The sequence below is a fragment of the Allomuricauda sp. XS_ASV26 genome (assembly GCF_041224615.1).
Lineage (GTDB): Bacteria > Bacteroidota > Bacteroidia > Flavobacteriales > Flavobacteriaceae > Flagellimonas > Flagellimonas alginolytica.
In genome coordinates this window covers 89,440-110,490 of sequence record NZ_JBGFGK010000026.1, presented here as the reverse complement: position 1 = coordinate 110,490, position 21,051 = coordinate 89,440, and the positions used below count along the sequence as shown (strand labels likewise).

General features: G+C 41.3%; 22 protein-coding genes, 5 tRNA genes and 1 pseudogene. 3 read left to right on the top strand and 25 right to left on the bottom strand.

Annotation, left to right across the window (positions count from 1 at the left end; all coding sequences use genetic code 11):
* Positions 1-6 precede the first annotated feature (6 nt).
* The 25 genes from rpoB to AB9K32_RS00880 form a co-directional block, all read right to left on the bottom strand.
* On the bottom strand, positions 7-3,816 hold the full coding sequence (gene rpoB, locus AB9K32_RS01000) for a DNA-directed RNA polymerase subunit beta (protein WP_224837695.1): 3,810 nt from the start codon (positions 3,814-3,816) through the stop codon (positions 7-9).
* A 127-nt stretch (positions 3,817-3,943) separates the two neighbouring features.
* Positions 3,944-4,324, bottom strand: coding sequence for a 50S ribosomal protein L7/L12 (rplL, locus tag AB9K32_RS00995; protein ID WP_119606415.1), 381 nt, complete (start codon positions 4,322-4,324; stop codon positions 3,944-3,946).
* Positions 4,325-4,378: 54 nt separating this feature from the next.
* A complete protein-coding gene (gene rplJ / locus AB9K32_RS00990; RefSeq protein ID WP_252080265.1) occupies positions 4,379-4,897 on the bottom strand; it encodes a 50S ribosomal protein L10 in 519 nt (172 codons plus the stop codon).
* Between the two features lie 23 nt (positions 4,898-4,920).
* The gene (rplA, locus tag AB9K32_RS00985; protein WP_224837693.1) at positions 4,921-5,613 is read right to left on the bottom strand and encodes a 50S ribosomal protein L1; all 693 of its coding nucleotides are present in this window, start codon (positions 5,611-5,613) and stop codon (positions 4,921-4,923) included.
* A 20-nt stretch (positions 5,614-5,633) separates the two neighbouring features.
* Positions 5,634-6,071 carry a 50S ribosomal protein L11 gene (gene rplK / locus AB9K32_RS00980; RefSeq protein ID WP_224837692.1) on the bottom strand — a complete coding sequence of 146 codons (438 nt, stop codon included), beginning with the start codon at positions 6,069-6,071 and terminating at the stop codon, positions 5,634-5,636.
* A 147-nt stretch (positions 6,072-6,218) separates the two neighbouring features.
* Positions 6,219-6,773 (bottom strand): transcription termination/antitermination protein NusG, encoded by a 555-nt coding sequence (gene nusG, locus AB9K32_RS00975; protein ID WP_224837691.1) that lies wholly within the window; start codon positions 6,771-6,773, stop codon positions 6,219-6,221.
* Positions 6,774-6,785: 12 nt separating this feature from the next.
* Positions 6,786-6,974 (bottom strand): preprotein translocase subunit SecE, encoded by a 189-nt coding sequence (gene secE / locus AB9K32_RS00970; RefSeq protein WP_224837690.1) that lies wholly within the window; start codon positions 6,972-6,974, stop codon positions 6,786-6,788.
* Between the two features lie 96 nt (positions 6,975-7,070).
* A tRNA-Trp gene (locus AB9K32_RS00965) sits at positions 7,071-7,143 on the bottom strand.
* 68 nt (positions 7,144-7,211) lie between these two features.
* On the bottom strand, positions 7,212-8,399 hold the full coding sequence (tuf, locus tag AB9K32_RS00960; protein WP_224837689.1) for an elongation factor Tu: 1,188 nt from the start codon (positions 8,397-8,399) through the stop codon (positions 7,212-7,214).
* A gap of 48 nt (positions 8,400-8,447) precedes the next feature.
* A tRNA-Thr gene (locus AB9K32_RS00955) sits at positions 8,448-8,519 on the bottom strand.
* 90 nt (positions 8,520-8,609) lie between these two features.
* Positions 8,610-8,682: transfer RNA gene (locus tag AB9K32_RS00950), tRNA-Gly, on the bottom strand.
* A 79-nt stretch (positions 8,683-8,761) separates the two neighbouring features.
* Positions 8,762-8,844: transfer RNA gene (locus AB9K32_RS00945), tRNA-Tyr, on the bottom strand.
* Between the two features lie 23 nt (positions 8,845-8,867).
* A tRNA-Thr gene (locus AB9K32_RS00940) sits at positions 8,868-8,941 on the bottom strand.
* Between the two features lie 101 nt (positions 8,942-9,042).
* Positions 9,043-9,345, bottom strand: coding sequence for a ribosome hibernation-promoting factor, HPF/YfiA family (hpf, locus tag AB9K32_RS00935; protein WP_224837688.1), 303 nt, complete (start codon positions 9,343-9,345; stop codon positions 9,043-9,045).
* A gap of 55 nt (positions 9,346-9,400) precedes the next feature.
* Complete coding sequence (locus AB9K32_RS00930; RefSeq protein WP_369884097.1) at positions 9,401-10,291, bottom strand: tyrosine-type recombinase/integrase; 891 nt, start codon at positions 10,289-10,291, stop codon at positions 9,401-9,403.
* A gap of 97 nt (positions 10,292-10,388) precedes the next feature.
* The gene (rpsU, locus tag AB9K32_RS00925; RefSeq protein ID WP_369884096.1) at positions 10,389-10,583 is read right to left on the bottom strand and encodes a 30S ribosomal protein S21; all 195 of its coding nucleotides are present in this window, start codon (positions 10,581-10,583) and stop codon (positions 10,389-10,391) included.
* 92 nt (positions 10,584-10,675) lie between these two features.
* Positions 10,676-11,845 (bottom strand): acyl-CoA dehydrogenase family protein, encoded by a 1,170-nt coding sequence (locus AB9K32_RS00920; protein WP_369884095.1) that lies wholly within the window; start codon positions 11,843-11,845, stop codon positions 10,676-10,678.
* Between the two features lie 10 nt (positions 11,846-11,855).
* Complete coding sequence (locus tag AB9K32_RS00915) at positions 11,856-12,713, bottom strand: ComEA family DNA-binding protein (protein ID WP_369884094.1); 858 nt, start codon at positions 12,711-12,713, stop codon at positions 11,856-11,858.
* Positions 12,714-12,726: 13 nt separating this feature from the next.
* Positions 12,727-14,793 carry an amino acid carrier protein gene (locus tag AB9K32_RS00910; RefSeq protein ID WP_369884093.1) on the bottom strand — a complete coding sequence of 689 codons (2,067 nt, stop codon included), beginning with the start codon at positions 14,791-14,793 and terminating at the stop codon, positions 12,727-12,729.
* A gap of 85 nt (positions 14,794-14,878) precedes the next feature.
* Positions 14,879-15,886: a TrkA family potassium uptake protein gene (locus tag AB9K32_RS00905; RefSeq protein WP_224837682.1), complete on the bottom strand. Its 1,008-nt coding sequence runs from the start codon at positions 15,884-15,886 to the stop codon at positions 14,879-14,881.
* A gap of 2 nt (positions 15,887-15,888) precedes the next feature.
* A complete protein-coding gene (locus tag AB9K32_RS00900) occupies positions 15,889-16,116 on the bottom strand; it encodes a PspC domain-containing protein (protein ID WP_014033469.1) in 228 nt (75 codons plus the stop codon).
* Between the two features lie 8 nt (positions 16,117-16,124).
* The gene (locus tag AB9K32_RS00895; RefSeq protein ID WP_369884092.1) at positions 16,125-17,405 is read right to left on the bottom strand and encodes a DUF2851 family protein; all 1,281 of its coding nucleotides are present in this window, start codon (positions 17,403-17,405) and stop codon (positions 16,125-16,127) included.
* A 21-nt stretch (positions 17,406-17,426) separates the two neighbouring features.
* Positions 17,427-17,738 (bottom strand): rhodanese-like domain-containing protein, encoded by a 312-nt coding sequence (locus tag AB9K32_RS00890; protein WP_224837680.1) that lies wholly within the window; start codon positions 17,736-17,738, stop codon positions 17,427-17,429.
* A gap of 78 nt (positions 17,739-17,816) precedes the next feature.
* Positions 17,817-18,449, bottom strand: a complete 633-nt coding sequence (locus tag AB9K32_RS00885; RefSeq protein ID WP_369884091.1) for a thioredoxin family protein — start codon at positions 18,447-18,449, stop codon at positions 17,817-17,819.
* Positions 18,450-18,455: 6 nt separating this feature from the next.
* A complete protein-coding gene (locus AB9K32_RS00880; protein ID WP_369884090.1) occupies positions 18,456-19,010 on the bottom strand; it encodes a TlpA family protein disulfide reductase in 555 nt (184 codons plus the stop codon).
* A gap of 134 nt (positions 19,011-19,144) precedes the next feature.
* Between AB9K32_RS00880 and AB9K32_RS00875 the strand changes: the two genes are divergently transcribed.
* The 3 genes and pseudogenes from AB9K32_RS00875 (at position 19,145) to AB9K32_RS00865 (ending at position 20,837) form a co-directional block, all read left to right on the top strand.
* Positions 19,145-19,591, top strand: coding sequence for a MarR family winged helix-turn-helix transcriptional regulator (locus tag AB9K32_RS00875; protein ID WP_369884089.1), 447 nt, complete (start codon positions 19,145-19,147; stop codon positions 19,589-19,591).
* A gap of 5 nt (positions 19,592-19,596) precedes the next feature.
* Positions 19,597-20,230: pseudogene (locus AB9K32_RS00870) on the top strand (NAD(P)H-dependent oxidoreductase).
* A 34-nt stretch (positions 20,231-20,264) separates the two neighbouring features.
* On the top strand, positions 20,265-20,837 hold the full coding sequence (locus tag AB9K32_RS00865; RefSeq protein WP_224837675.1) for a YceI family protein: 573 nt from the start codon (positions 20,265-20,267) through the stop codon (positions 20,835-20,837).
* Positions 20,838-21,051 lie beyond the last annotated feature (214 nt).

Sequence of the window (21,051 nt, the reverse complement as noted above, 5' to 3'; positions counted from 1 at the left end):
AGTGTTCTATTCCTCCAATCTAATATCCAAGCCCAAACCTTTAAGTTCGTGCATCAATACATTGAAAGATTCTGGCAACCCAGGCTCTGGCATGGTCTCACCCTTTACAATGGTCTCATAGGTCTTGGCCCTTCCGATAACATCATCCGACTTAACGGTCAATATTTCCCTAAGGGTAGATGATGCTCCGTAGGCTTCCAATGCCCACACTTCCATCTCACCAAAACGCTGACCACCAAACTGAGCTTTACCACCCAATGGTTGCTGTGTGATCAATGAGTACGGTCCAATAGATCTTGCGTGCATTTTGTCGTCTACCATGTGACCAAGTTTCAACATGTAGATAACTCCAACGGTAGCTCGTTGATCGAAACGCTGACCGGTTCCACCATCGTATAGATAAGTGTGTCCAAATCTTGGCACTCCTGCTTCATCGGTAATCTTATTGATCTCATCCAACGAGGCACCATCAAAAATTGGAGTGGCATATTTTTGACCTAATTTTAATCCGGCCCAACCTAATACGGTTTCGTAGATCTGACCAATGTTCATCCTCGATGGTACACCAAGTGGGTTCAATACAATGTCCACTGGGGTTCCGTCTTCCAAGAACGGCATATCCTCTTGACGAACGATACGTGCCACAATACCTTTGTTACCGTGACGACCCGCCATTTTATCACCAACTTTAAGCTTACGCTTTTTGGCGATGTAGACTTTGGCCAATTTCATGATACCTGCAGGAAGCTCATCCCCTACGGAGATGGTAAACTTGTCCCTTCTAAGGTTACCTTGAATATCGTTCAATTTTATTTTGTAGTTGTGCAACAAGTCTGCCACCAAAGCATTGGTCGCGTCATCTGTTGTCCAGCTTCCTCCAACCAAGTGAGCGAAATCGTCAACGGCGTTCAACATTTTAATGGTGTATTTCTTTCCTTTTGGAAGTACTTCTTCACCCAAATCGTTGATTACACCTTGCGATGTTTTTCCACTGATCAAACTGAACAATTTCTCTATCAATTCATCTTTCAGCTGTTGGAACTTCACCTCATAATCCAATTCCAATCTAGCGATGGCTTCTTTATCTTCGGAACGTTTTCTCTTGTCCTTGATGGAACGGGAGAACAATTTCTTATCGATTACTACACCTCTTAATGATGGAGAAGCTTTTAATGAAGCATCCTTTACATCACCTGCTTTGTCACCAAAGATGGCACGCAACAGTTTTTCTTCCGGAGTTGGGTCCGATTCTCCCTTTGGAGTAATCTTACCGATCAATATATCTCCTGGCTTCACTTCGGCACCGATACGGATCATACCATACTCGTCCAAGTCTTTTGTTGCTTCTTCGGATACGTTTGGAATATCGTTAGTCAATTCCTCCGCACCCAATTTGGTATCTCTTACCTCCAAGGAATACTCATCAACATGGATAGAGGTAAATATATCCTCACGAACCACTTTTTCGGAAATCACGATCGCATCCTCAAAGTTGTATCCTTTCCAAGGCATAAAGGCAACCTTCATGTTTCTACCCAAGGCCAATTCCCCTTTTTCGGTAGCGTAGCCTTCACAAAGTACCTGACCTTTTTTTACCTTGTCGCCTTTTCTTACGATTGGCTTCAAGTTAATACTGGTTCCTTGGTTTGTTTTTCTAAACTTCACCAATTGGTACGTTTTAGAATCTTCGTCAAAGCTTACCAATCGCTCTTCATCGGTCCTATCGTACTTAATGGTAATTTTCTGTGCATCCACATACTCAACAACCCCATCTCCTTCTGCATTGATCAATACCCGGGAATCGGTAGCTACTTGTCTTTCCAAACCTGTACCTACGATCGGAGAATCCGGTCTCAACAATGGAACTGCCTGGCGCATCATGTTAGATCCCATCAAGGCACGGTTCGCATCATCGTGCTCCAAGAAAGGAATCAAGGATGCGGAAATGGATGCGATCTGGTTCGGTGCTACGTCGGTATATTTTACCTCTGTTGGGTCCACTACCGGGAAATCACCTTCTTCACGGGCAATTACCTTTTCTCTTTCAATAGTACCATCTTCTGCCAATGGAATGTTGGCTTGGGCAATCTTCATTCCTTCCTCTTCCTCTGCACTGAGGTAAATGTGGTTTTCAGTATCCACTTTACCATCCTCTACTTTACGGTAAGGAGTTTCCAAGAAGCCCATATTGTTCACCTTGGCAAATACGGACAATGAAGAGATCAAACCAATGTTCGGTCCTTCAGGTGTCTCGATCGGACACAATCTTCCGTAGTGTGTATAGTGAACGTCTCGCACCTCGAAACCTGCTCTTTCTCTGGAAAGACCACCTGGCCCTAATGCGGATAATCTTCTTTTGTGCGTAATCTCTGCCAACGGGTTGGTCTGGTCCATGAACTGGGACAACTGGTTGGTTCCAAAGAATGAGTTGATTACGGATGACAATGTCTTCGCGTTGATCAAATCAATCGGGGTAAACACCTCATTGTCACGAACGTTCATACGCTCACGGATGGTACGCGCCATTCGTGCCAAACCTACGCCGAACTGCTGGGACAATTGTTCCCCAACGGTTCTTACACGACGGTTGGACAAGTGATCGATATCATCGATCTCCGCTTTGGAGTTGATCAACTCGATCAAATATTTGATGATGGTGATGATATCTTCCTTGGTCAACACTTGTTTATCCATTCCGATATCCAAGCCTAACTTCTTGTTCATTCTGTAACGACCTACTTCTCCAAGATTGTAACGTTGGTCGGAGAAGAACAATTTATCGATAATACCACGAGCCGTTTCTTCATCTGGCGGTTCGGCATTACGCAATTGTCTATAAATATGCTCTACCGCTTCTTTTTCAGAGTTGGTAGGGTCTTTTTGCAAAGTGTTGTGGATAATGGCATAATCAGACTGTGCATTGTTCTCCTTGTGAAGCAAAATGGTCTTCACGTCGGCATCAATGATCTCATCGATATGCTCTTTTTCCAAAATGGTATCACGATCGAGTACGATTTCGTTTCTTTCGATAGATACCACTTCTCCAGTATCCTCGTCCACGAAATCCTCATGCCATGTGTTCAACACTCTAGCGGCCAATTTACGGCCCAATACTTTTTTAAGCCCGGATTTGGAAACCTTTACTTCTTCCGAAAGGTCGAAGATTTCCAAAATGTCCTTGTCCCTTTCAAAGCCGATGGCACGGAACAGAGTGGTTACCGGTAATTTTTTCTTCCTATCGATGTAGGCATACATCACCGAGTTGATATCGGTGGCGAATTCAATCCAAGATCCTTTGAAAGGAATTACCCTGGCGGAATACAATTTTGTACCATTTGCGTGGAAAGATTGTCCAAAGAAAACCCCTGGAGATCTGTGCAACTGGGAAACTACAACTCTTTCTGCGCCGTTGATCACAAAGGTTCCACTAGGAGTCATGTAAGGGATAGTACCCAAATACACATCCTGAACGATAGTTTCGAAATCTTCGTGCTCTGGATCGGTACAGTACAATTTTAAACGCGCCTTTAGGGGTACGCTATAGGTAAGTCCACGCTCGATACATTCTTGGATGGAATATCTTGGTGGATCTATGAAGTAATCCAAAAACTCAAGTACGAACTGGTTTCTGGTATCTGTGATTGGAAAATTCTCCATGAAGGTGTTGTAGAGACCTTCGTTTCCTCTTTCGTCAGATTTAGTCTCAAGCTGGAAAAAGTCTTGGAACGATTTTATCTGAATGTCCAAGAAATCCGGGTATTCCGGTATGTTCTTAGCGGATGCGAAATTAACTCTTTCAATAGTGTTTGTGAACATCTATGGACAAATTTTGATCGTGATTACTAAGTGGGTTGGTGTACGGCTTTATACACTCCTTATATAAATAGGCTAAGGTCTAACCAAAAATGGAAAGACCTTAACCAAGTTCTAATGGGAAAAGCGATTATTTAAGCTCAACTTCTGCTCCTGCTTCTTCCAATGATTTTTTGATACCTTCTGCCTCATCTTTGGCAACACCTTCCTTAACAGCTTTTGGTGCGCTGTCAACGATTTCTTTAGCATCTTTTAGTCCAAGACCGGTCAATTCCTTAACCAATTTTACGACCGCCAATTTAGAACCACCAGCAGCTGTAAGGATTACATCAAATTCTGATTTTTCCTCAGCAGCTTCAGCTTCACCGCCACCGGCAGCACCACCAGCAACAGCTACTGCAGCAGCAGCAGGCTCAATACCATATTCTTCTTTTAAAATGTCGGCCAACTCATTTACCTCTTTTACTGTAAGGTTTACCAACTGTTCTGCAAAATCTTTTAAATCTGCCATTTTTCTATCGTTTAATAAAAATTTTTAAAATATACTTAGTTTATTGTGCGCGAATTATTCTTTCTCAGAAAGGGTTTTAAGGATACCTGCCAATTTACCGCCTCCGGACTTAAGTCCAGAAATAACATTCTTGGCCGGTGATTGCAACAATCCGATGATATCCCCGATAACTTCCTCTTTGGACTTGATGTTCACAAGTGCATCAAGATTGTTATCCCCAATATATACCGCCTCTTCGATAAAGGCTCCTTTTAATACGGGCTTTTCTGATTTTTTTCTAAAGTTCTTGATAAGTTTCGCAGGTGCGTTCCCGGTTTCGGAAAACATCAAAGATGTGTTACCTTTCAATACCTCGGGAAGTTCACCAAATTCCTTATCAGAAGCTTCCATTGCTTTTGCAAGCAAGGTGTTCTTTACGACCGCAAGCTTAATGTTTGCCTTAAAACACGCTCTTCTCAAGTTAGAGGTGTCCACTGCGTTCAATCCCGAAATATCGGCCAAGTAAATATTGGCATTATCGGCCAACTGTGCAGTCAAGTCTTTTATTACTGTTGCTTTTTCTTCTCTTGTCATAGTTATAAAAATTGAACTACCAGTTATTGAACTGCTTTTGGATCTAGTTGAACACTAGGGCTCATTGTACTGGACATGTATATACTCTTCATGTACACACCTTTAGCTGCCGAAGGCTTCAATTTTACCAAGGTATCTATCAATTCCTTAGCGTTTCCTGCGATTTTGTCCGCGGAGAATGAAGCTTTTCCGATTGCTGCGTGCACAATACCGGTTTTGTCCACTTTAAAGTCTATTTTACCGGCCTTAACATCGGATACGGCTTTCGCTACATCCATGGTAACTGTTCCGGTTTTTGGATTGGGCATTAAACCTCTAGGCCCTAAAATTCTACCTAATGGTCCCAATTTACCCATAACGCTCGGCATGGTGATGATAACATCAACATCTGTCCAACCGCCTTTTATTTTATCCAAATATTCGTCCAACCCAACAAAATCAGCTCCTGCTTCTGTTGCTTCTGCTTCTTTGTCTGGTGTCACCAATGCCAAAACTTTCACATCCTTACCAGTTCCATGAGGAAGGGTAACAACGCCACGTACCATTTGATTGGCTTTTCTTGGGTCAACGCCCAAACGAACCGCCAAATCTATGGAAGCATCAAATTTTACATTGGTTATTTCTTTTACTAAAGCGGATGCCTCTTCCAAAGAATACAATTTATTCTTGTCAATTTTGGATTGGGCTTCTTTTTGCTTTTTAGTCAACTTTGCCATTTAATAATGCTTTTAAGATTTTAAAAAGGTCTTTGTCCGGCTATTTTCAGACCCATAGATCTAGCAGTACCCGCAACCATACTCATTGCAGATTCCACGGTAAAAGCGTTAAGATCGACCATTTTATCTTCGGCGATCGCCTTTACTTGATCCCAAGTAACTGAACCGTTTTTAACCCTGTTAGGTTCACCTGATCCTTTTTTAATCTTCGCTGCTTCCATCAATTGAACTGCCGCAGGTGGTGTTTTTACAACAAACTCGAAAGATTTGTCTTTGTAAACGGTGATAACAACAGGTAAAACCTTACCTTGTTTGTCCTGTGTACGAGCATTAAACTGCTTACAGAACTCCATGATGTTAACACCAGCAGCACCTAAGGCGGGTCCAACCGGTGGCGATGGGTTCGCAGCACCTCCCCTAACTTGTAATTTAACTACCTTATCTACTTCTTTTGCCATTGTTTCTAATTAAATTTAAAGTGTGTCAATTGGAAGCAACACAGCTTTATATATGTAACAGCTCTTTATTATAGCGTTTGAATTTTAGAGGTTAATTTCGAGCAACACATTTAAGCAACCCAAAATCCAACATCTACCATTCTTCTTCTATCCAACTTTTTCAACTTGCATATAGCTGAGCTCCAATGGCGTTTTTCTTCCGAAAATCTTTACCATTACCTCTAGCTTACGCTTTTCTTCATTGATTTTTTCAACAGTTCCGTTAAAACCATTAAAAGGTCCATCAATCACCTTAACCGTTTCACCCAACACAAATGGAATCGAAACGTTGTCCGTATTTACGGCCAACTCATCCACTTTACCAAGCATACGGTTTACTTCGGATTTTCTCAAAGGAACAGGATCCCCACCTTTTACTTCGCCCAAGAAACCGATTACATTGGTTATGGAGCGAATGATGTGAACCATTTCTCCGCCAAGATTGGCCTTGATCATGATATACCCAGGAAAGTAAACTCTTTCTTTGTTGATTTTCTTTCCGTTTCTTATCTGAACTACTTTCTCGGTAGGCACAAGAACTTCCTCGAGGTAATCACCAAAACCGGCTCTTTCAACCTCGCTTTCAATATAGCCTTTGATCTTGTTTTCTTGACCACTGACCGCTCTTACCACATACCATTTTTTCTCCAGAACCTCAGACATATCAATCGACCTTTATCCTATTAATTTTTCAAAATACAATGTGATCAAGTTACTGAACAAAGAATCCACACCCCAAGTCGCCAAAGCGAACAATATGGAGAAAACAGCCACAACAACCATTAAATTAGACGCCTTACTACGCTCCAACCAAGTAACATTGTTTTTAAGTTCTTCTAATGATTCCTTTATGTAAGTGATCATAATTTTTGAGTATTTTGCTTGCACGGGAGGAGAGACTTCCCTCGACTACGCTCGGGATAAACCTCTCGTCTCACTATGCTTTTGTCTTTTCCTTTGCACGGGAGGAGAGACTCGAACTCCCGACACCTGGTTTTGGAGACCAGTGCTCTACCAACTGAGCTACACCCGTTTAATTACACTGAAAGGTATCCCGAGAAAACCGGGACACCCTTTAGTGCACTATTTATTGTAAAATGATTAATCTAAAATCTCAGTAACCTGACCAGCACCTACTGTTCTACCTCCTTCACGGATTGCAAAACGTAGACCAACGCTCAATGCGATCGGCTGAATCAAATCAACAGTAATCGTCAAGTTATCACCAGGCATTACCATTTCAACTCCATCAGGAAGGTTGATGTTACCGGTCACGTCAGTTGTACGAACGTAGAACTGTGGACGGTAGTTGTTGTGGAATGGTGTGTGACGACCACCTTCTTCTTTTTTAAGGATATAAACCTCAGCTTTGAATTTGGCGTGTGGCTTAACAGAACCTGGCTTACAGATCACCATACCTCTTTTGATATCTGATTTTTCGATACCTCTCAAAAGAAGACCTACGTTATCACCGGCCTCACCTCTATCCAAAATCTTACGGAACATCTCAACACCAGTAATTGTAGAAGACAATTTCTCAGCACCCATACCGATAATATCTACAGGGTCCCCTGTGTTGGCCACACCAGTTTCGATACGACCAGTAGCAACAGTACCACGACCTGTAATTGTAAATACATCTTCGATAGGCATCAAGAAGTCTTTGTCAACCTCACGCTCTGGCTCTTCGATCCAGCTATCAACAGCTTCCATCAACTCCATTACGGTATCAACCCATTTTTGCTCACCGTTCAAAGCACCAAGTGCCGAACCAGCAACAACAGGCCCATTATCTCCATCGTACTCATAGAAAGAAAGCAATTCTCTTACTTCCATCTCAACAAGCTCCAAAAGCTCCTCATCATCCACCATATCAACTTTGTTCAAGAAAACAACGATACGAGGAATACCAACCTGACGACCTAGAAGGATGTGCTCACGAGTTTGCGGCATAGGACCATCGGTAGCAGCCACAACCAAAATAGCACCGTCCATTTGGGCAGCACCAGTAACCATGTTCTTTACGTAATCCGCGTGACCAGGACAGTCAACGTGAGCGTAGTGACGGTTAGCTGTTTGGTACTCAACGTGCGAAGTGTTGATAGTAATACCTCTTTCTTTTTCTTCTGGCGCGTTATCGATGGAGTCAAAGCTTCTTAGCTCAGACAAACCAGCGTTCGCCAATACAGTGGTAATAGCAGCAGTCAATGTTGTTTTACCGTGATCCACGTGTCCAATGGTACCAATATTTAAGTGTGGTTTGGAACGATCAAAAGTTTCCTTTGCCATTTTAAAATAATTTTAATCTTAGTTTATATTAGTGTACAAATCGTTTTGAGCCAATGACGGGATTTGAACCCGTGACCTCTTCCTTACCAAGGAAACGCTCTACCCCTGAGCTACACCGGCCTATGGGTTATCAGGTTTAGAGTTTAAAGTTACAAGTCAAGCTCGCCAAAACTTCAACCTTTTACTCGAAATCCAATATTTCAAGTTTAGAGCGGGAGACCGGGTTCGAACCGGCGACATTCAGCTTGGAAGGCTGACGCTCTACCAACTGAGCTACTCCCGCATTTTTCTTGGACAACCGTCCAAGCAATCCAAAATTTCAATAAAACCTTTTTCCCGGTTGTTCCGACGAACAACTTTTGTGGGGGGAGCAGGATTCGAACCTGCGAAGGTAAAAACCAACAGATTTACAGTCTGTCCTCGTTGGCCGCTTGAGTATCCCCCCGCCTTAATTTTCAATAACTTACGAGCCGATAGAGGGACTCGAACCCACGACCTGCTGATTACAAATCAGCTGCTCTAGCCAGCTGAGCTATATCGGCATTTCACCGCTTTTTCATCATTAAAAAAGCCCGCTATTTCTAACGGACTGCAAATGTATATATTTATTTTTTTAATCAAAACAAATTTTGAAAAATTTTCATCAAGCTTTCGCCCTCTGCTTTTCTTTCTTTTTCACCAACTGTCTTTCCAAGGAACTACAGGCCGAATCAACTGCTTCCTCAAAAGACTTACATTGTTTTTTTACCATAAATTTATCCCCGGGCACGAACACCATGATTTCCACTATCTTATTCTCTTTTGCACTGGTGTTTTCCACTTTCAAATATACATCCGATTCTATGACCTTGTCATAAAATAATTCCAATTTGTCCATTCGCTTTTGGATAAAGTCTATCAATTTACCATCAGCCGAAAAATTTACCGATTGTGCATTTACTTTCATAAGATGTAGTTTTAGTACTGTCCTAGACAGTGAAGTTAAACATTACAAGAATTCACTATTTCTTGTTCCTTGGGTGGGCCTTCCGATGTACTTTTTTAAGTTCGGCTATACTATTATGTGTATAAACTTGTGTAGATGCCAAACTTGAATGCCCCAACAATTCCTTCACGGAATTTAGATCAGCCCCCCTATTGAGCAAGTGTGTTGCAAAAGTGTGCCTAAGTATATGAGGACTCTTTTTTACCTTGGGGGACACCAAACTAAAATACTTATTTATGGTTCGATAAACAAGTGTTTCGTAAATTTTAAGACCATCTTTTGTTAATAACAGATAGGATGTATTCGACCTGGATTGCAGCTCAGAACGTTTGTCCAAATATGTATTGATCTGTCGTACCGTGGAGTGAAGCAAAGGTATAATACGCTCTTTGTTTCTTTTGCCCAATACTTTTAATTGGTGTCCGGCCAAATCCAAATCCTGTATTTTTAAGTTCACCAACTCCGTTCTTCGCATACCCGTGGCATACAATAGCTCAATGATCAACTTATCCCTTTCTCCTTCAAAATCATCCTCAAAAGGAATTTCGGACAAAACAGATTCCATTTCCTTTTCAGAAAATGGGACCTCTATCTTCTTTTCGGTTTTGAGCGCCCTATGTTTCACCATAGGCGAGACGGTTATCTCCCCTATTTTCAACAAAAACTTATAGTAAGCCTGCAAAGAAGATATTTTCCGGTTAATGGTCCTGTTGGACACACCTTGATCGGAGAGATCAACGATCCAGCTCCTGATCAACGGATAGGATACATTCTCCAAATTCACCGCATCATGATGCTCTTTACAAAAACCAGCAAAGGACTCAATATCCTTTTGATACGCCAAAATGGTATTTTTGGAGTAATTCTTCTCCAACTCCAAATAAGAAATAAAAGCTGACAAGGACATATTCCAAAGGTAGCAATAGAATCCCGAAACCTATAAAAAGAAAATCCCGCTCCAATTAAGGAACGGGATCACTATATTTTATAAGAACTTTTAAAGACTATACTTCTTCTTGATCTCTAAGACCCTGAATGTATTGTGCTTTTTGTATCTGCGCTCTACGTTTTACAGAAGGTTTAGTAAACTGCTGTCTTGTTCTTAACTGACGCATGGCACCTGTTCTGTCGAACTTACGTTTGAAACGTTTTAAAGCTCTATCGATGTTTTCTCCTTCTTTTACTGGTATAATTAACATGGGCTACAACCTCCTTTCTTTTAGATTTTTGGAGTGCAAATATACGAATGATATTTAACGGTTAAAGAAATATTTTACTTTTTTGATATTTTCTACACCTTTGGTTTCTTGTACTCTTTTTTATCCACGATAATTTTGGCCAAAATTTCGCGTAAAATTTCGGAGGTACCCCCGCCAATTGGCCCAAGCCTACTGTCCCGGCTCAACCTTGCCATTGGATAGTCTTCAATATAACCGTACCCACCTAAGAACTGAAGACAATGATAAATAACCTCATCGGCCATTTTGGTAGATTTAAGTTTGGAAATTGTAGCTTCTTTTACCACGTAGGTTCCTTTTTCCATTTGCGCGATCGTCGCATAATTGAATTGCTTGCACAGCAACATATCGGAATATAGATCAACCAACCTATGTCTTAACGCCTGAAATTGATTTATGCTTTTACCAAAAGCCTCACGCTCGGACATATACTGCAACGCATAATCGAGAGCATACTCCGCCCTTGCATGGGCATTCACCCCCATTACCAAACGTTCCAATGCAAAGGCCTCCATAATATACGAAAAACCTTCATTTAAATTTCCGAGCAAATTGGAAGCCGGCACTTCAACATTATCAAAGGCCAGTTCTGCAGTATCCGAAGCCCTCCATCCTAATTTATTCAACTTATTTGCGGACACCCCTTTGGCATTCCTGTCCACAACAAACATGCTTATGCCCTTGTGGGCCGCATGTATATCGGTCTTTGCAGCAAGAATAATGTAGTCGCCATAAACACCGTTGGTTATAAAAGTTTTGGAACCGTTCACTATGTACACATCACCTTTTTTCTCGGCAGTGGTGCGCATAGCGGCAACATCACTGCCCCCAAAAGGCTCGGATACTCCCAAACAGCCAATTTTATTCCCAAGTACACTGGGTTCTAAATACACTTTTTTCTGCTCATGCGTGGCCAACTTGTTCAAGTATGTCATTGCCAAATATTGGTGCGCCCACATAGCAGCGGCAAAACCACCTGAATTTATCTTTTGCAGCTCTTCAAGAAAGATAACCGTGTAGAAAAGGTCCAAGTTGAGACCGGAGTAATCTTCTGGGGTCATCAAACCAAAATATCCCATTTCCCCGAACTTGTTCCAGATATCCCCATCTATTCTCCCCGATTCCTCCCATTTTTCTATATGGGGAACAACCTCTTTTTGCAAAAAATCCTTTAGACTCTCCCGGAATAAATTATGTTCTTCCGTGAAGTACATATCAATCATACCACCTAATTTATAAAGACAAATATAAGGCTATTCTATCTAGTTTTTCTGTTGGAAATCCATCAACATAAGTCAATTCTTCAAATGTTTTGAACAAGCCGTTTTTCTCCCTATACGCAACAATTAGTGCTGCCAGTCCACTCCTTATATATATAAGTTGGGACAATTCTTTTGCCGAAGCAGTATTTAGATTGATTTTTTTGACCTCAGGAACCTCTAGCACTTGAAAAGCCCGCAATGTTTCTTCTACAACTTCTGGTTTTAATCCATAAACATCGTACAATTGTTCATTCGCCAAAAAACCACCAAGCCTATCCCTGAACTTTATAATTCGATTGGACAATGTTTCCCCGATTCCGTAAACCGACATCAAGTCCATTGCCGAAGCAGCATTCAAATCTTTCACTTGAACCCTGCTTTTAGGTTTGGACAAGACTTTCTTTTGAATTTGATTATGTTTCTTCCAATCGGGGAATTGAAAATATGGCGACAAAATCCCCAATAAAGAATCCGAAACTTGGGTAACGACCTGAAATTCTTCTGAAGAATTCACAAACTTTCCTTTCTTCCTAAAAGCTGACAACCTATCCAACTCTTCAATTGACAGGCCCAAAATGTAGCCTTTATGGTCCGAAATGTAATTGGGGTTAAAAGGATACATTTTAGTGGCGCCTCTACGCTGTTTTTCTACAATAAGACTATCCATGGTTTTTTGTTCCTCAAGATTGAGGGCCAAACTACTTTTTGGACGAGAGGGATTTGCTCTTAACAAGAAAGAAACCAGTTGCAGTACAAGAACCACCAACAAAAAAAAGAAAATCCCACTCCGTTCTTGCTTATTGAACCTGAAGTGGGATTGCTTTCTCATATTTTAAGGTATATTATTGACTCTTCAATTTTTTGAAAAGCTGTCCAGCTTTTAATTTCTGTAAATAACCATCCAGATCCTTGCGCACTTCGCCGGACATTATGTAGAGTCCAATGATATTCGGGAAGGACATGGCAAGTATCATCATATCCGAAAAATCCAATACAGCCCCTAAACTTACCGAAGCACCTACCACAACAAACACCAAGAACAACATCTTGTAGATCATCTCGGAACGCTTGCTCTTCCCGAAAAGATAGGTCCAGGCCCTCATTCCGTAGTAAGACCAAGAAATCATGGTTGAGAATGCAAAAAGGAATACCGCCAATGCCAATACATAAGGGAACCAAGAAATTTGGCTACCAAAAGCATCGGATGTCAACTGTGCACCTGCCATTCCTTCTACTTCGTGCATTCCTGTAAAAATCAACACCAAAGCTGTTAGAGTACAAACCACAACGGTATCGATAAATGGCTCTAGTAATGCAACAAAACCTTCGGACGGTGGATGGTTGGTCTTTGCCGCACTGTGGGCAATGGCCGCAGAACCTACACCTGCCTCATTGGAGAAGGCCGCTCTTTGAAACCCAATGACCAATACTCCCAAAATTCCTCCTTTTAGGGCCGAAGGGTTAAACGCTCCATCCACAATTGCAGAGAATGCCGGTCCAATATTTTGGATATTCATTATAATTACCGCCAATGCCGCAACTATATATATGGTTGCCATGATCGGCACTACTTTACCTGTTACTTTGGCAATACTGCTAATTCCACCAATGATAACTACACCTACCAGAATAGCCGTGACCACTCCGAACCAAAAGCCATTACCGGCCAAGGCAGGAAACTGCCCGGCCAATTGCTCAAAAGATTGGTTTGCCTGGAACATATTGCCCCCACCAAAGGAAGCTCCCACTGCAAGCATGGCGAACACTCCCGCCAATACTTTACCAAAACCTTTCATATTGCGCTTTTCCAAACCATAGCGCAAGTAGTTCATTGGACCGCCGAATACACGGCCATCAGGTAATATATCCCTGTATTTGACACCAAGGGTACACTCCACAAATTTGGAGGACATACCCAAGAGTCCACAAACAATCATCCAGAAAGTAGCTCCTGCACCACCCAAGGATACCGCTACGGCAACACCAGCTATATTACCAAGACCAACGGTACCGGAAACTGCTGTGGCCAATGCCTGGAAGTGGGTTACTTGCCCTGGAGCATCCGGGTCATCGTATTTTCCTTTGGCAAGATCAATGGAATGTCTAAACCCACGAATGTTAATGAAGCCCATTCGAATTGTAAAGAACAACGCTCCGAGGACCAACCAAATTACGATAAAGGGAATACCTTTTATGATCGAATCTCCGTTAGGATGGGTCATGGCAATGGGCTCATCGTACTTGATTTCGGCAAAGTAATGTGCTCCTTGTTCAATAACATGTTCTTGGTTGTCCGAATTGTAGATTACGTTGCCCTGCTTTACTCTCTGCAAAAGCTTTCCTTTAGCTTCGGATTTTATAACGATATCTCCTCTTTTATCACTGGTGATCACGGCAATATCTTCGCCTTTGGCCACACTGGCCTTATCATCCTTCAGCCACTGTTTTAAAACGAATTTATCCTGGGTCTCGTTGCTCCAATCGGGAATACCGATCAATTTTACGTCAGCATAGGCCACTGGATCGTATATTCCGATCGCTGCGAAGGGGTCCCAGAAAAGAACAGACCCCAATGCACTTACTGCCGGGGTCATGGTTCCATTGAATACTTCTGTGATCGATTCTGTCTCTACTTTAAATTCTTTGGTAATCGAACTACCTGCCGCGTCGGTCACTGTAACACTATACGGTATACCTTCTACCAGACGTTGTGCCGATTTGGACTTGAGCGGCGTTTCCTGATTGCTCCATTTGTAGGTGTAGGGCTCCACTCCCCCATCCACTGTTAGCTCTATAACACCATCATTAATGTTGTCGGAGACATTGTAGGTTTTGCCAACTACGGTCAATTCCTGTGAAAAACCAGTGGTTAGCGCAAAAAAAGACAATAGAAAAAGAAAATACTTCATATATTGAGATTAGTTAGTTTTTGGTATGGTAAAGTCAGCAATATCCAAAAAAAAATCAACGCTATCAAATTTTATGTTTTTTTAACTATCCGATCTGAAACATTTGATTTAATTTCCTTATCTGTTCAGGTCTGCCCAAAACAATTACCTTGCTCTTGGGCTGCAAAACCATATCGGCTTCCGGGTTTATAACGTACTTTCCTTGTGGGTCCACGTACCCGATTATGGTACATCCTGTTTTTCTGCGAAGATCAAGATCGCGCAAGGAGTTACATTCCATTTGGTCGGTAAAATCTTCTATACTGACTTCTTCTAAATTTGTGGTATGCTCACCCTCAATGGATAGTTGATCTAAAAAAGTGATCAAGTTGGGCATTACCACCAAGGAGGCCATGTGATCCCCTCCGATTTTGTCGGGCATTATTACTTTATTTGCTCCACCAAACTCCAATTTTTTAACCGAAGTTATCTGTGACGCCCTACTTATTATGAATAAATCTGAGTTTAATTGCCTGGCCGAAAGCACAATGAACAGGTTTGCCGAATCATCCGGCACGGCGGTTATAAGATATTGGGCCCGATCTATTCCGGCTTCGAGCAAAACTTCGTCCTCATTGGCATCGCCTTCCACAAACAAAATATCTTCTTCATGCCGTTCTATGATCTCCCTATCCCTTTCGATCACCACAAATGGTTTTCTATAAGCGGTCAATTTTTCTGCGGCCTGCATACCATTCCTACCAAATCCACAGATCACAACATGACCGGAAAGACTATCTATTTGCTTTTTCACTCTCTTCTTTTTTAGTAGTTCCAACGAATTTCTGCCCAAAATATATTCGGACACCACTGAAATGGCAAATCCAAATATAAAAACACTGGTTACAATTAAAAATACGGTAAAAATCTTAGCATTGGCATCCAAAGGCCTTACTTCCGAAAAACCTACCGTGGTCACGGTAATAATCGTCATATAAATGGCCTCTATCCACGTAAAATCGGACAGCATTTTATACCCTATCACCCCAAAAACAAGCACCACCACCATTAAGGTGAGGGCCACAAGTATTTTAGAGCGGAGCAGTCTAATCATTCTTAAAGGTCAAATACAGAAGTTCTTTTTGTATAAATAAGGTCTTTGATCCTTAACCAAAAAGCAATAAAAAGATAAAGGGCGAACCCAAAGCCCAAGGTAACAAATGTTAGATAGATAAAACTGGTACGCACCACTCGGGCACGGATACCAAGTCTTTCCGCAATTCGCCTACAGACCTCGAAGCCTCGCTTTTGAAAGTAGTAAAGGGTATTATAAAACAAAGACATGGTTAAAATTAGAGATTTCTATTCAATAATTGTGCGCCAATGGCGCATTGCATACATTTATTTTTGGTACAATAATTATTGTACAACTCCAATTGTGCTTGCGTTTCCATGGCATTGGTCGCCTTTGACCCAATTTTGCCAAAGTTTTGAATAACGGAATTTTTCTCGGCAGCTACATGGGACATCAATCCGATCAGCTCCTCGTCCCATTGTCTTCCCACATATTTTGAATAGCAAAATTTAAGCGGCATCAATGCATTTATGATGATCAAATCTATGAAATTCCTAGATAGCTTTTTATCTCTTTTTTTGGATGGTTTTCCAAAGGTGTAGTGCTCTTCCCAATAGCGTCCTGTAGAAACCTCCAAAGTTTGATAAATATCCTCTAGGGTTGTGAAATTTATCAGGTTTGAAAAAAGGTTATGGTTTCCACTGTACAAACTGGTCAACTGCGAAACACGTATTGTGGGAAAATTTAATGGTCGTAATCCATAAAACTCCGGCTTTGTAAACGTATTTTCCAAATCAAATTTTTGCTTAAGATACCCATACTCTTTGTTGAGTTCTCTATAGTACGAATCCGTGCAATCATCCGCATGTAAAAGTCCAAAATGGCCAAAAAGCAAAGCTTCCAACTGCAATGGTTCATTGGTGGTTTTTCGAACGACAGAAAAATCCAATTGCTTTGCCCGATCCAGGAAATATGTTCCATTTACCTTGGAGCCAAAACTTTTGGCCAATACCATAAAAAGAACAGCCTCCCAATCGTTTTTGGATGTTTCCAACAACTGCAAGATCAATTTGGACTTATTCTCCAGTCGTTCAATAAACAATCGTTGCAGCCAATTTTCCAGAATAAAGGCATCTACATCCTTAAGGTCCTTTTCACAATTAACAAAGGTGGAACGGGAATTCTCGATCAAGTTCCGATATCGGCCCAATAGCTCGGTGGGCACATACCGCATTACTTCTAACGTTGGGATTCTGGAACCGTCCTTTCTAAAAACAGCAATGTCATCCTCCCATACTACATGAAGGATGACATTGTTGTAATTTTCATCTGTTTCGTGATGGTGCACGTACCAATCCGATGATTTGGGGTGCATCTCCACATTACCGGCCCATAACTGTCCGTCAATTTCCACTTGAGCATTGAAAAAATCGGGCCCTGCCAACATATTCTGGAACCCTGTGGACTTGATCGAAACCGTTTCGTTGTTGCCGGTATACAATGGTTTTGCCGAAAGCTTGTTGTGCTTCCAAATAAAATACAGTAGGTCTTCTCGCATAGATTTGGGACTAGGGAAGGTCTACTCTGCTACATCGCCATCCCACTCCATAAAGCCACCTTCCAGGTTATATGCATTTTCAATTCCAACACTGTTCATAATAGCACAGGCTTGCGCACTTCGGTTACCGGATCGGCAATAAACGTAAAAGTTTTTGGACTTGTCCAATTCCTCCACTTTGTCCAAAAATTCCTGCCCAAGATATATATCGATATTGGTCGCGCCCGGAATATACCCCTCTTCGAACTCTTCGGGGGTTCGTACATCCAAAACAAAGGCGTTGTCATCGTTTTGTAGTTGCTCCGCCCATTCTTCTTGTGATAAATCTGCCATTTTTAATAATTTAGGTTCTGCAAAAATAAAAATCCGGAGCATTACTCCGGATTTCCAATCGTTTTATTTTCAAATAGCTTACTTTATTCCGCACCCAATGGCCTTGGTTGTTTTCGGATTTATTTCATTGCCGGAAAGCATGGCGTCGATTGCATTTTCCACAAATCGTTCTTCTACCTGGGTCGCATCTTGATAATTATCGTCTATGGCTCCGATATACACGACCTCATTCCCCGAAGGTTTTTTCTCGAGCAGAAAAACATGAGGTGTTCTTGTTGCTCCGTAGGCTGGATAAACTTTTTGCCCTTCATCCAATAAATAAGGAAACGTAAATCCTTTTTCCTCAGCACGCTCTTTCATTTTTGCAAAGCTATCCCCTGGCTTGGCATTTGGATCATTGGGCATAATGGCCACTACCGGAACGCCTTGTGTTTTGTATTTGGCATCCAACGCAATAATCCTATCTTCATAAGCTTGAGCATAAGGGCAGGTATTACAGGTAAATATCACCAAAAAGCCTTTGGCATTTTCATAGTCCGACAAGGACACCATTTGCCCGTTTATATTTTTAAGGGAAAAATCCGTGGCCATGTCGCCAATTTGATACCCATTATCCAAATTATGTTCCGTTGCCGCTTTAAACCCAACTGCAAAAGCTGCGACAAACAACAGCAAGGGCAGAGCCCAACGTAAAATCCTTAAATTTTTCATGATTGCTTAATTTATAAATTTGTTCAATTCCTCGTTCAGTTCTTCGTAAGTAAAACCGCGTTCGTAAAATGCTCGCTTATCCTTATTATATATTAAGGTTGCCGGAATTCCCCCGCCCCAATCCTGGGAAACTTTTGGTATCCAGTCGTTCTGTTTAGGGTCGTCCAAGATAACAACCCGGGATTGTATCTTCTTTTTTTCCACGAAGGGCTCCAATCTGGTCTTCCACATATTTGGCATGTCCAGATTTACCAAAATTACCTCCACATTGTTGTCCGAACGTTCTAAGTTTACTTTTTCGAAATGAGGCATTTCTTCGATGCAGGGCTGACACCAGGTTGCCCAAAAGTTTACAACGTACGTTTTACCATCATCTTTATTGAGCAAAGGTTCAAAAGCTGCAAAGTCGTATACAGGAAACTTGACCTCCTTGTTTTTTTCAGCTTCCAATTCAACCATTTCGTTCTCAGTGGATTCAACATCCTCATTATTTTGGTCTTTCTTTTCCGCACATCCCCATAAAACAACAAACATGGAGCCTAAAAACAATAACCTCTTCATTATCTGATTTTTACACCATTAAAAATACGTAAGGTACAGTCCAAAACATAAGCTTTAACAAAAATTTATCTATCCAATATTTGGATTAACCTACATGATCAACATACATTTGTATATACAAATATTGTTTGTACATGAATGTTGAGGACACCATAAAAACATCAAAAAAAATTCCTTTGGAACCAAGGACGTTGATTCATTTGCAATTGGTACACAACAAAATCAATGAATCCATGAACGCCGCTTTAAAACCATTTGAGGTCTCCCTTCAACAATTTAATGTATTGCGCATTTTAAGAGGTCAGAAAGGCAAGCCGGCCAACCTATCTACTTTGAACGAACGCATGGTAACCAAAATGAGCAATACCACACGTTTGGTGGACAAACTTTTAGCCAAAGGGTTTGTACATAGGAGCGTATGTCCGTCCAACCGGCGAAAGATAGAGATATTAATTACGGATTCCGGACTTGATACTTTGGAAAAAATCGATATCTCCCTCGGAAAAGCACACAAAACAATCTTTGAAAACTTTACCAAAAAAGACCTGGAACATTTAAACGATCTATTGGATAAATTTTAGAATTAATGAACACCGTTATTGAACATAGAACATGGCGCTACGCCACTAAAAAATTTGATGCTGCAAAAAAAGTATCGGACAAGGATTTGGAAACCCTTTTGGAAGCGACTCGTTTGAGCGCTTCCTCCTACGGTTTGCAACCCTATCACATTTTTGTGATCACCGATTCCAAACTAAAAGAACAACTAAAACCTGTTTCTTGGGGCCAAACACAAATTACCGATGCCTCGCACATATTCGTCTTTGCGAATGCTACGGATTTTGGCGATGAGTTGGTGGACGACTATTTGGAAAACGTTAGCAAAACAAGAGATATTCCTGCCGAAGGCTTAAAGGGGTATTCCGATTTTATGAAATCGAAACTGATCGGTTTACCGAAAGAAATAAAAAACCATTGGACCGCCAGACAAGCTTATATCGCTTTTGGCAATTTGATGCAGGCCGCGGCCGAATTAAAAATAGACACTTGCCCCCATCGAAGGTTTTGAATCCGACAAGTACAATGAAATCCTTGGTCTTTCGGAAAAAAACTTGAATGCAGCCGTTGTTCTAGCAGTGGGCTACCGTTCAGAAGAAGACGAAACCCAGCACTTGGCCAAAGTTAGAAAATCGAACAAAGAATTATTTACACATATATAACACCTTAACAATTAACAACAGAAATTAAACAATCATGAAAAAGACAATTTTAAGTTTAGCATTGATTACCCTTTTTGGAGCTTCGGCCATCGCCAACCCCATTAAAAAAGAAACCAAAAAAGTAAATACTTCCGAAAGTAGCGTAGTTTGGAAAGGCTACAAAGTAGGTGGATCGCACACAGGAACCATCGATCTAAAATCCGGGGTATTGGAATTTGACGGAGAAAAATTGGTAGGTGGGGAATTTGTAGTGGACATGGGCACCATAAACGCCACTGATCTAGAAGGTGATTATAAAAACAAATTGGACGGTCACTTAAAGTCCGACGACTTTTTTGGAACTGCCAATCACCCAACGGCCAAATTGGTTTTCACCAAAGTAAAATCTACTGGAAAAAACTCTTATGATGTAACCGGAGACCTTACCATAAAAGGCAATACAGAACCTGTATCTTTTGTAGTCTCTGTGTATGGCGATAAAGCTACTGCTACATTGAAAGTTGACAGGACAAAATACGACGTAAAATACGGTTCTGGCATTATTGGCACTGCCAAGGACAAATTGATATACGACGAATTTGATTTGGTAGTTGACCTACAGATGTAAGCAACTACAGTTTAGTGTGTGAAAATCCCGTTCAAGAATTCCTTGAGCGGGATTTTTTAATTTAAACACAACTTTGTTGTACCATAAAAAATTCCTTCCTATCTTTGACTCAATGATTAACAGAATAGCAAATAACTGGTGGTGGATAAACTTACGTCGAACGTCGTGAGCTAAGTCCCCATTATAACCATACAAGAGGCTTGTCATCACGACA

What these genes read in the sequence shown, in the direction of transcription:
- AB9K32_RS00900 (WP_014033469.1), bottom strand. Translation starts at nt 16,116, where the DNA reads ATGTCTTTGTTTTATAATACCCTTTACTACTTTCAAAAGCGAGGCTTC.
- rplL (WP_119606415.1), bottom strand. Translation starts at nt 4,324, where the DNA reads ATGGCAGATTTAAAAGATTTTGCAGAACAGTTGGTAAACCTTACAGTA.
- AB9K32_RS00865 (WP_224837675.1), top strand. Translation starts at nt 20,265, where the DNA reads ATGAAAAAGACAATTTTAAGTTTAGCATTGATTACCCTTTTTGGAGCT.
- AB9K32_RS00875 (WP_369884089.1), top strand. Translation starts at nt 19,145, where the DNA reads ATGAATGTTGAGGACACCATAAAAACATCAAAAAAAATTCCTTTGGAA.
- AB9K32_RS00915 (WP_369884094.1), bottom strand. Translation starts at nt 12,713, where the DNA reads ATGAGAAAGCAATCCCACTTCAGGTTCAATAAGCAAGAACGGAGTGGG.
- rplJ (WP_252080265.1), bottom strand. Translation starts at nt 4,897, where the DNA reads ATGACAAGAGAAGAAAAAGCAACAGTAATAAAAGACTTGACTGCACAG.
- nusG (WP_224837691.1), bottom strand. Translation starts at nt 6,773, where the DNA reads ATGTCTGAGGTTCTGGAGAAAAAATGGTATGTGGTAAGAGCGGTCAGT.
- AB9K32_RS00930 (WP_369884097.1), bottom strand. Translation starts at nt 10,291, where the DNA reads ATGTCCTTGTCAGCTTTTATTTCTTATTTGGAGTTGGAGAAGAATTAC.
- hpf (WP_224837688.1), bottom strand. Translation starts at nt 9,345, where the DNA reads ATGAAAGTAAATGCACAATCGGTAAATTTTTCGGCTGATGGTAAATTG.
- tuf (WP_224837689.1), bottom strand. Translation starts at nt 8,399, where the DNA reads ATGGCAAAGGAAACTTTTGATCGTTCCAAACCACACTTAAATATTGGT.
- AB9K32_RS00895 (WP_369884092.1), bottom strand. Translation starts at nt 17,405, where the DNA reads ATGCGAGAAGACCTACTGTATTTTATTTGGAAGCACAACAAGCTTTCG.
- rplK (WP_224837692.1), bottom strand. Translation starts at nt 6,071, where the DNA reads ATGGCAAAAGAAGTAGATAAGGTAGTTAAATTACAAGTTAGGGGAGGT.
- secE (WP_224837690.1), bottom strand. Translation starts at nt 6,974, where the DNA reads ATGATCACTTACATAAAGGAATCATTAGAAGAACTTAAAAACAATGTT.
- rpoB (WP_224837695.1), bottom strand. Translation starts at nt 3,816, where the DNA reads ATGTTCACAAACACTATTGAAAGAGTTAATTTCGCATCCGCTAAGAAC.
- AB9K32_RS00905 (WP_224837682.1), bottom strand. Translation starts at nt 15,886, where the DNA reads ATGATTAGACTGCTCCGCTCTAAAATACTTGTGGCCCTCACCTTAATG.
- AB9K32_RS00910 (WP_369884093.1), bottom strand. Translation starts at nt 14,793, where the DNA reads ATGAAGTATTTTCTTTTTCTATTGTCTTTTTTTGCGCTAACCACTGGT.
- rplA (WP_224837693.1), bottom strand. Translation starts at nt 5,613, where the DNA reads ATGGCAAAGTTGACTAAAAAGCAAAAAGAAGCCCAATCCAAAATTGAC.
- AB9K32_RS00885 (WP_369884091.1), bottom strand. Translation starts at nt 18,449, where the DNA reads ATGAAAAATTTAAGGATTTTACGTTGGGCTCTGCCCTTGCTGTTGTTT.
- rpsU (WP_369884096.1), bottom strand. Translation starts at nt 10,583, where the DNA reads ATGTTAATTATACCAGTAAAAGAAGGAGAAAACATCGATAGAGCTTTA.
- AB9K32_RS00920 (WP_369884095.1), bottom strand. Translation starts at nt 11,845, where the DNA reads ATGATTGATATGTACTTCACGGAAGAACATAATTTATTCCGGGAGAGT.
- AB9K32_RS00880 (WP_369884090.1), bottom strand. Translation starts at nt 19,010, where the DNA reads ATGAAGAGGTTATTGTTTTTAGGCTCCATGTTTGTTGTTTTATGGGGA.
- AB9K32_RS00890 (WP_224837680.1), bottom strand. Translation starts at nt 17,738, where the DNA reads ATGGCAGATTTATCACAAGAAGAATGGGCGGAGCAACTACAAAACGAT.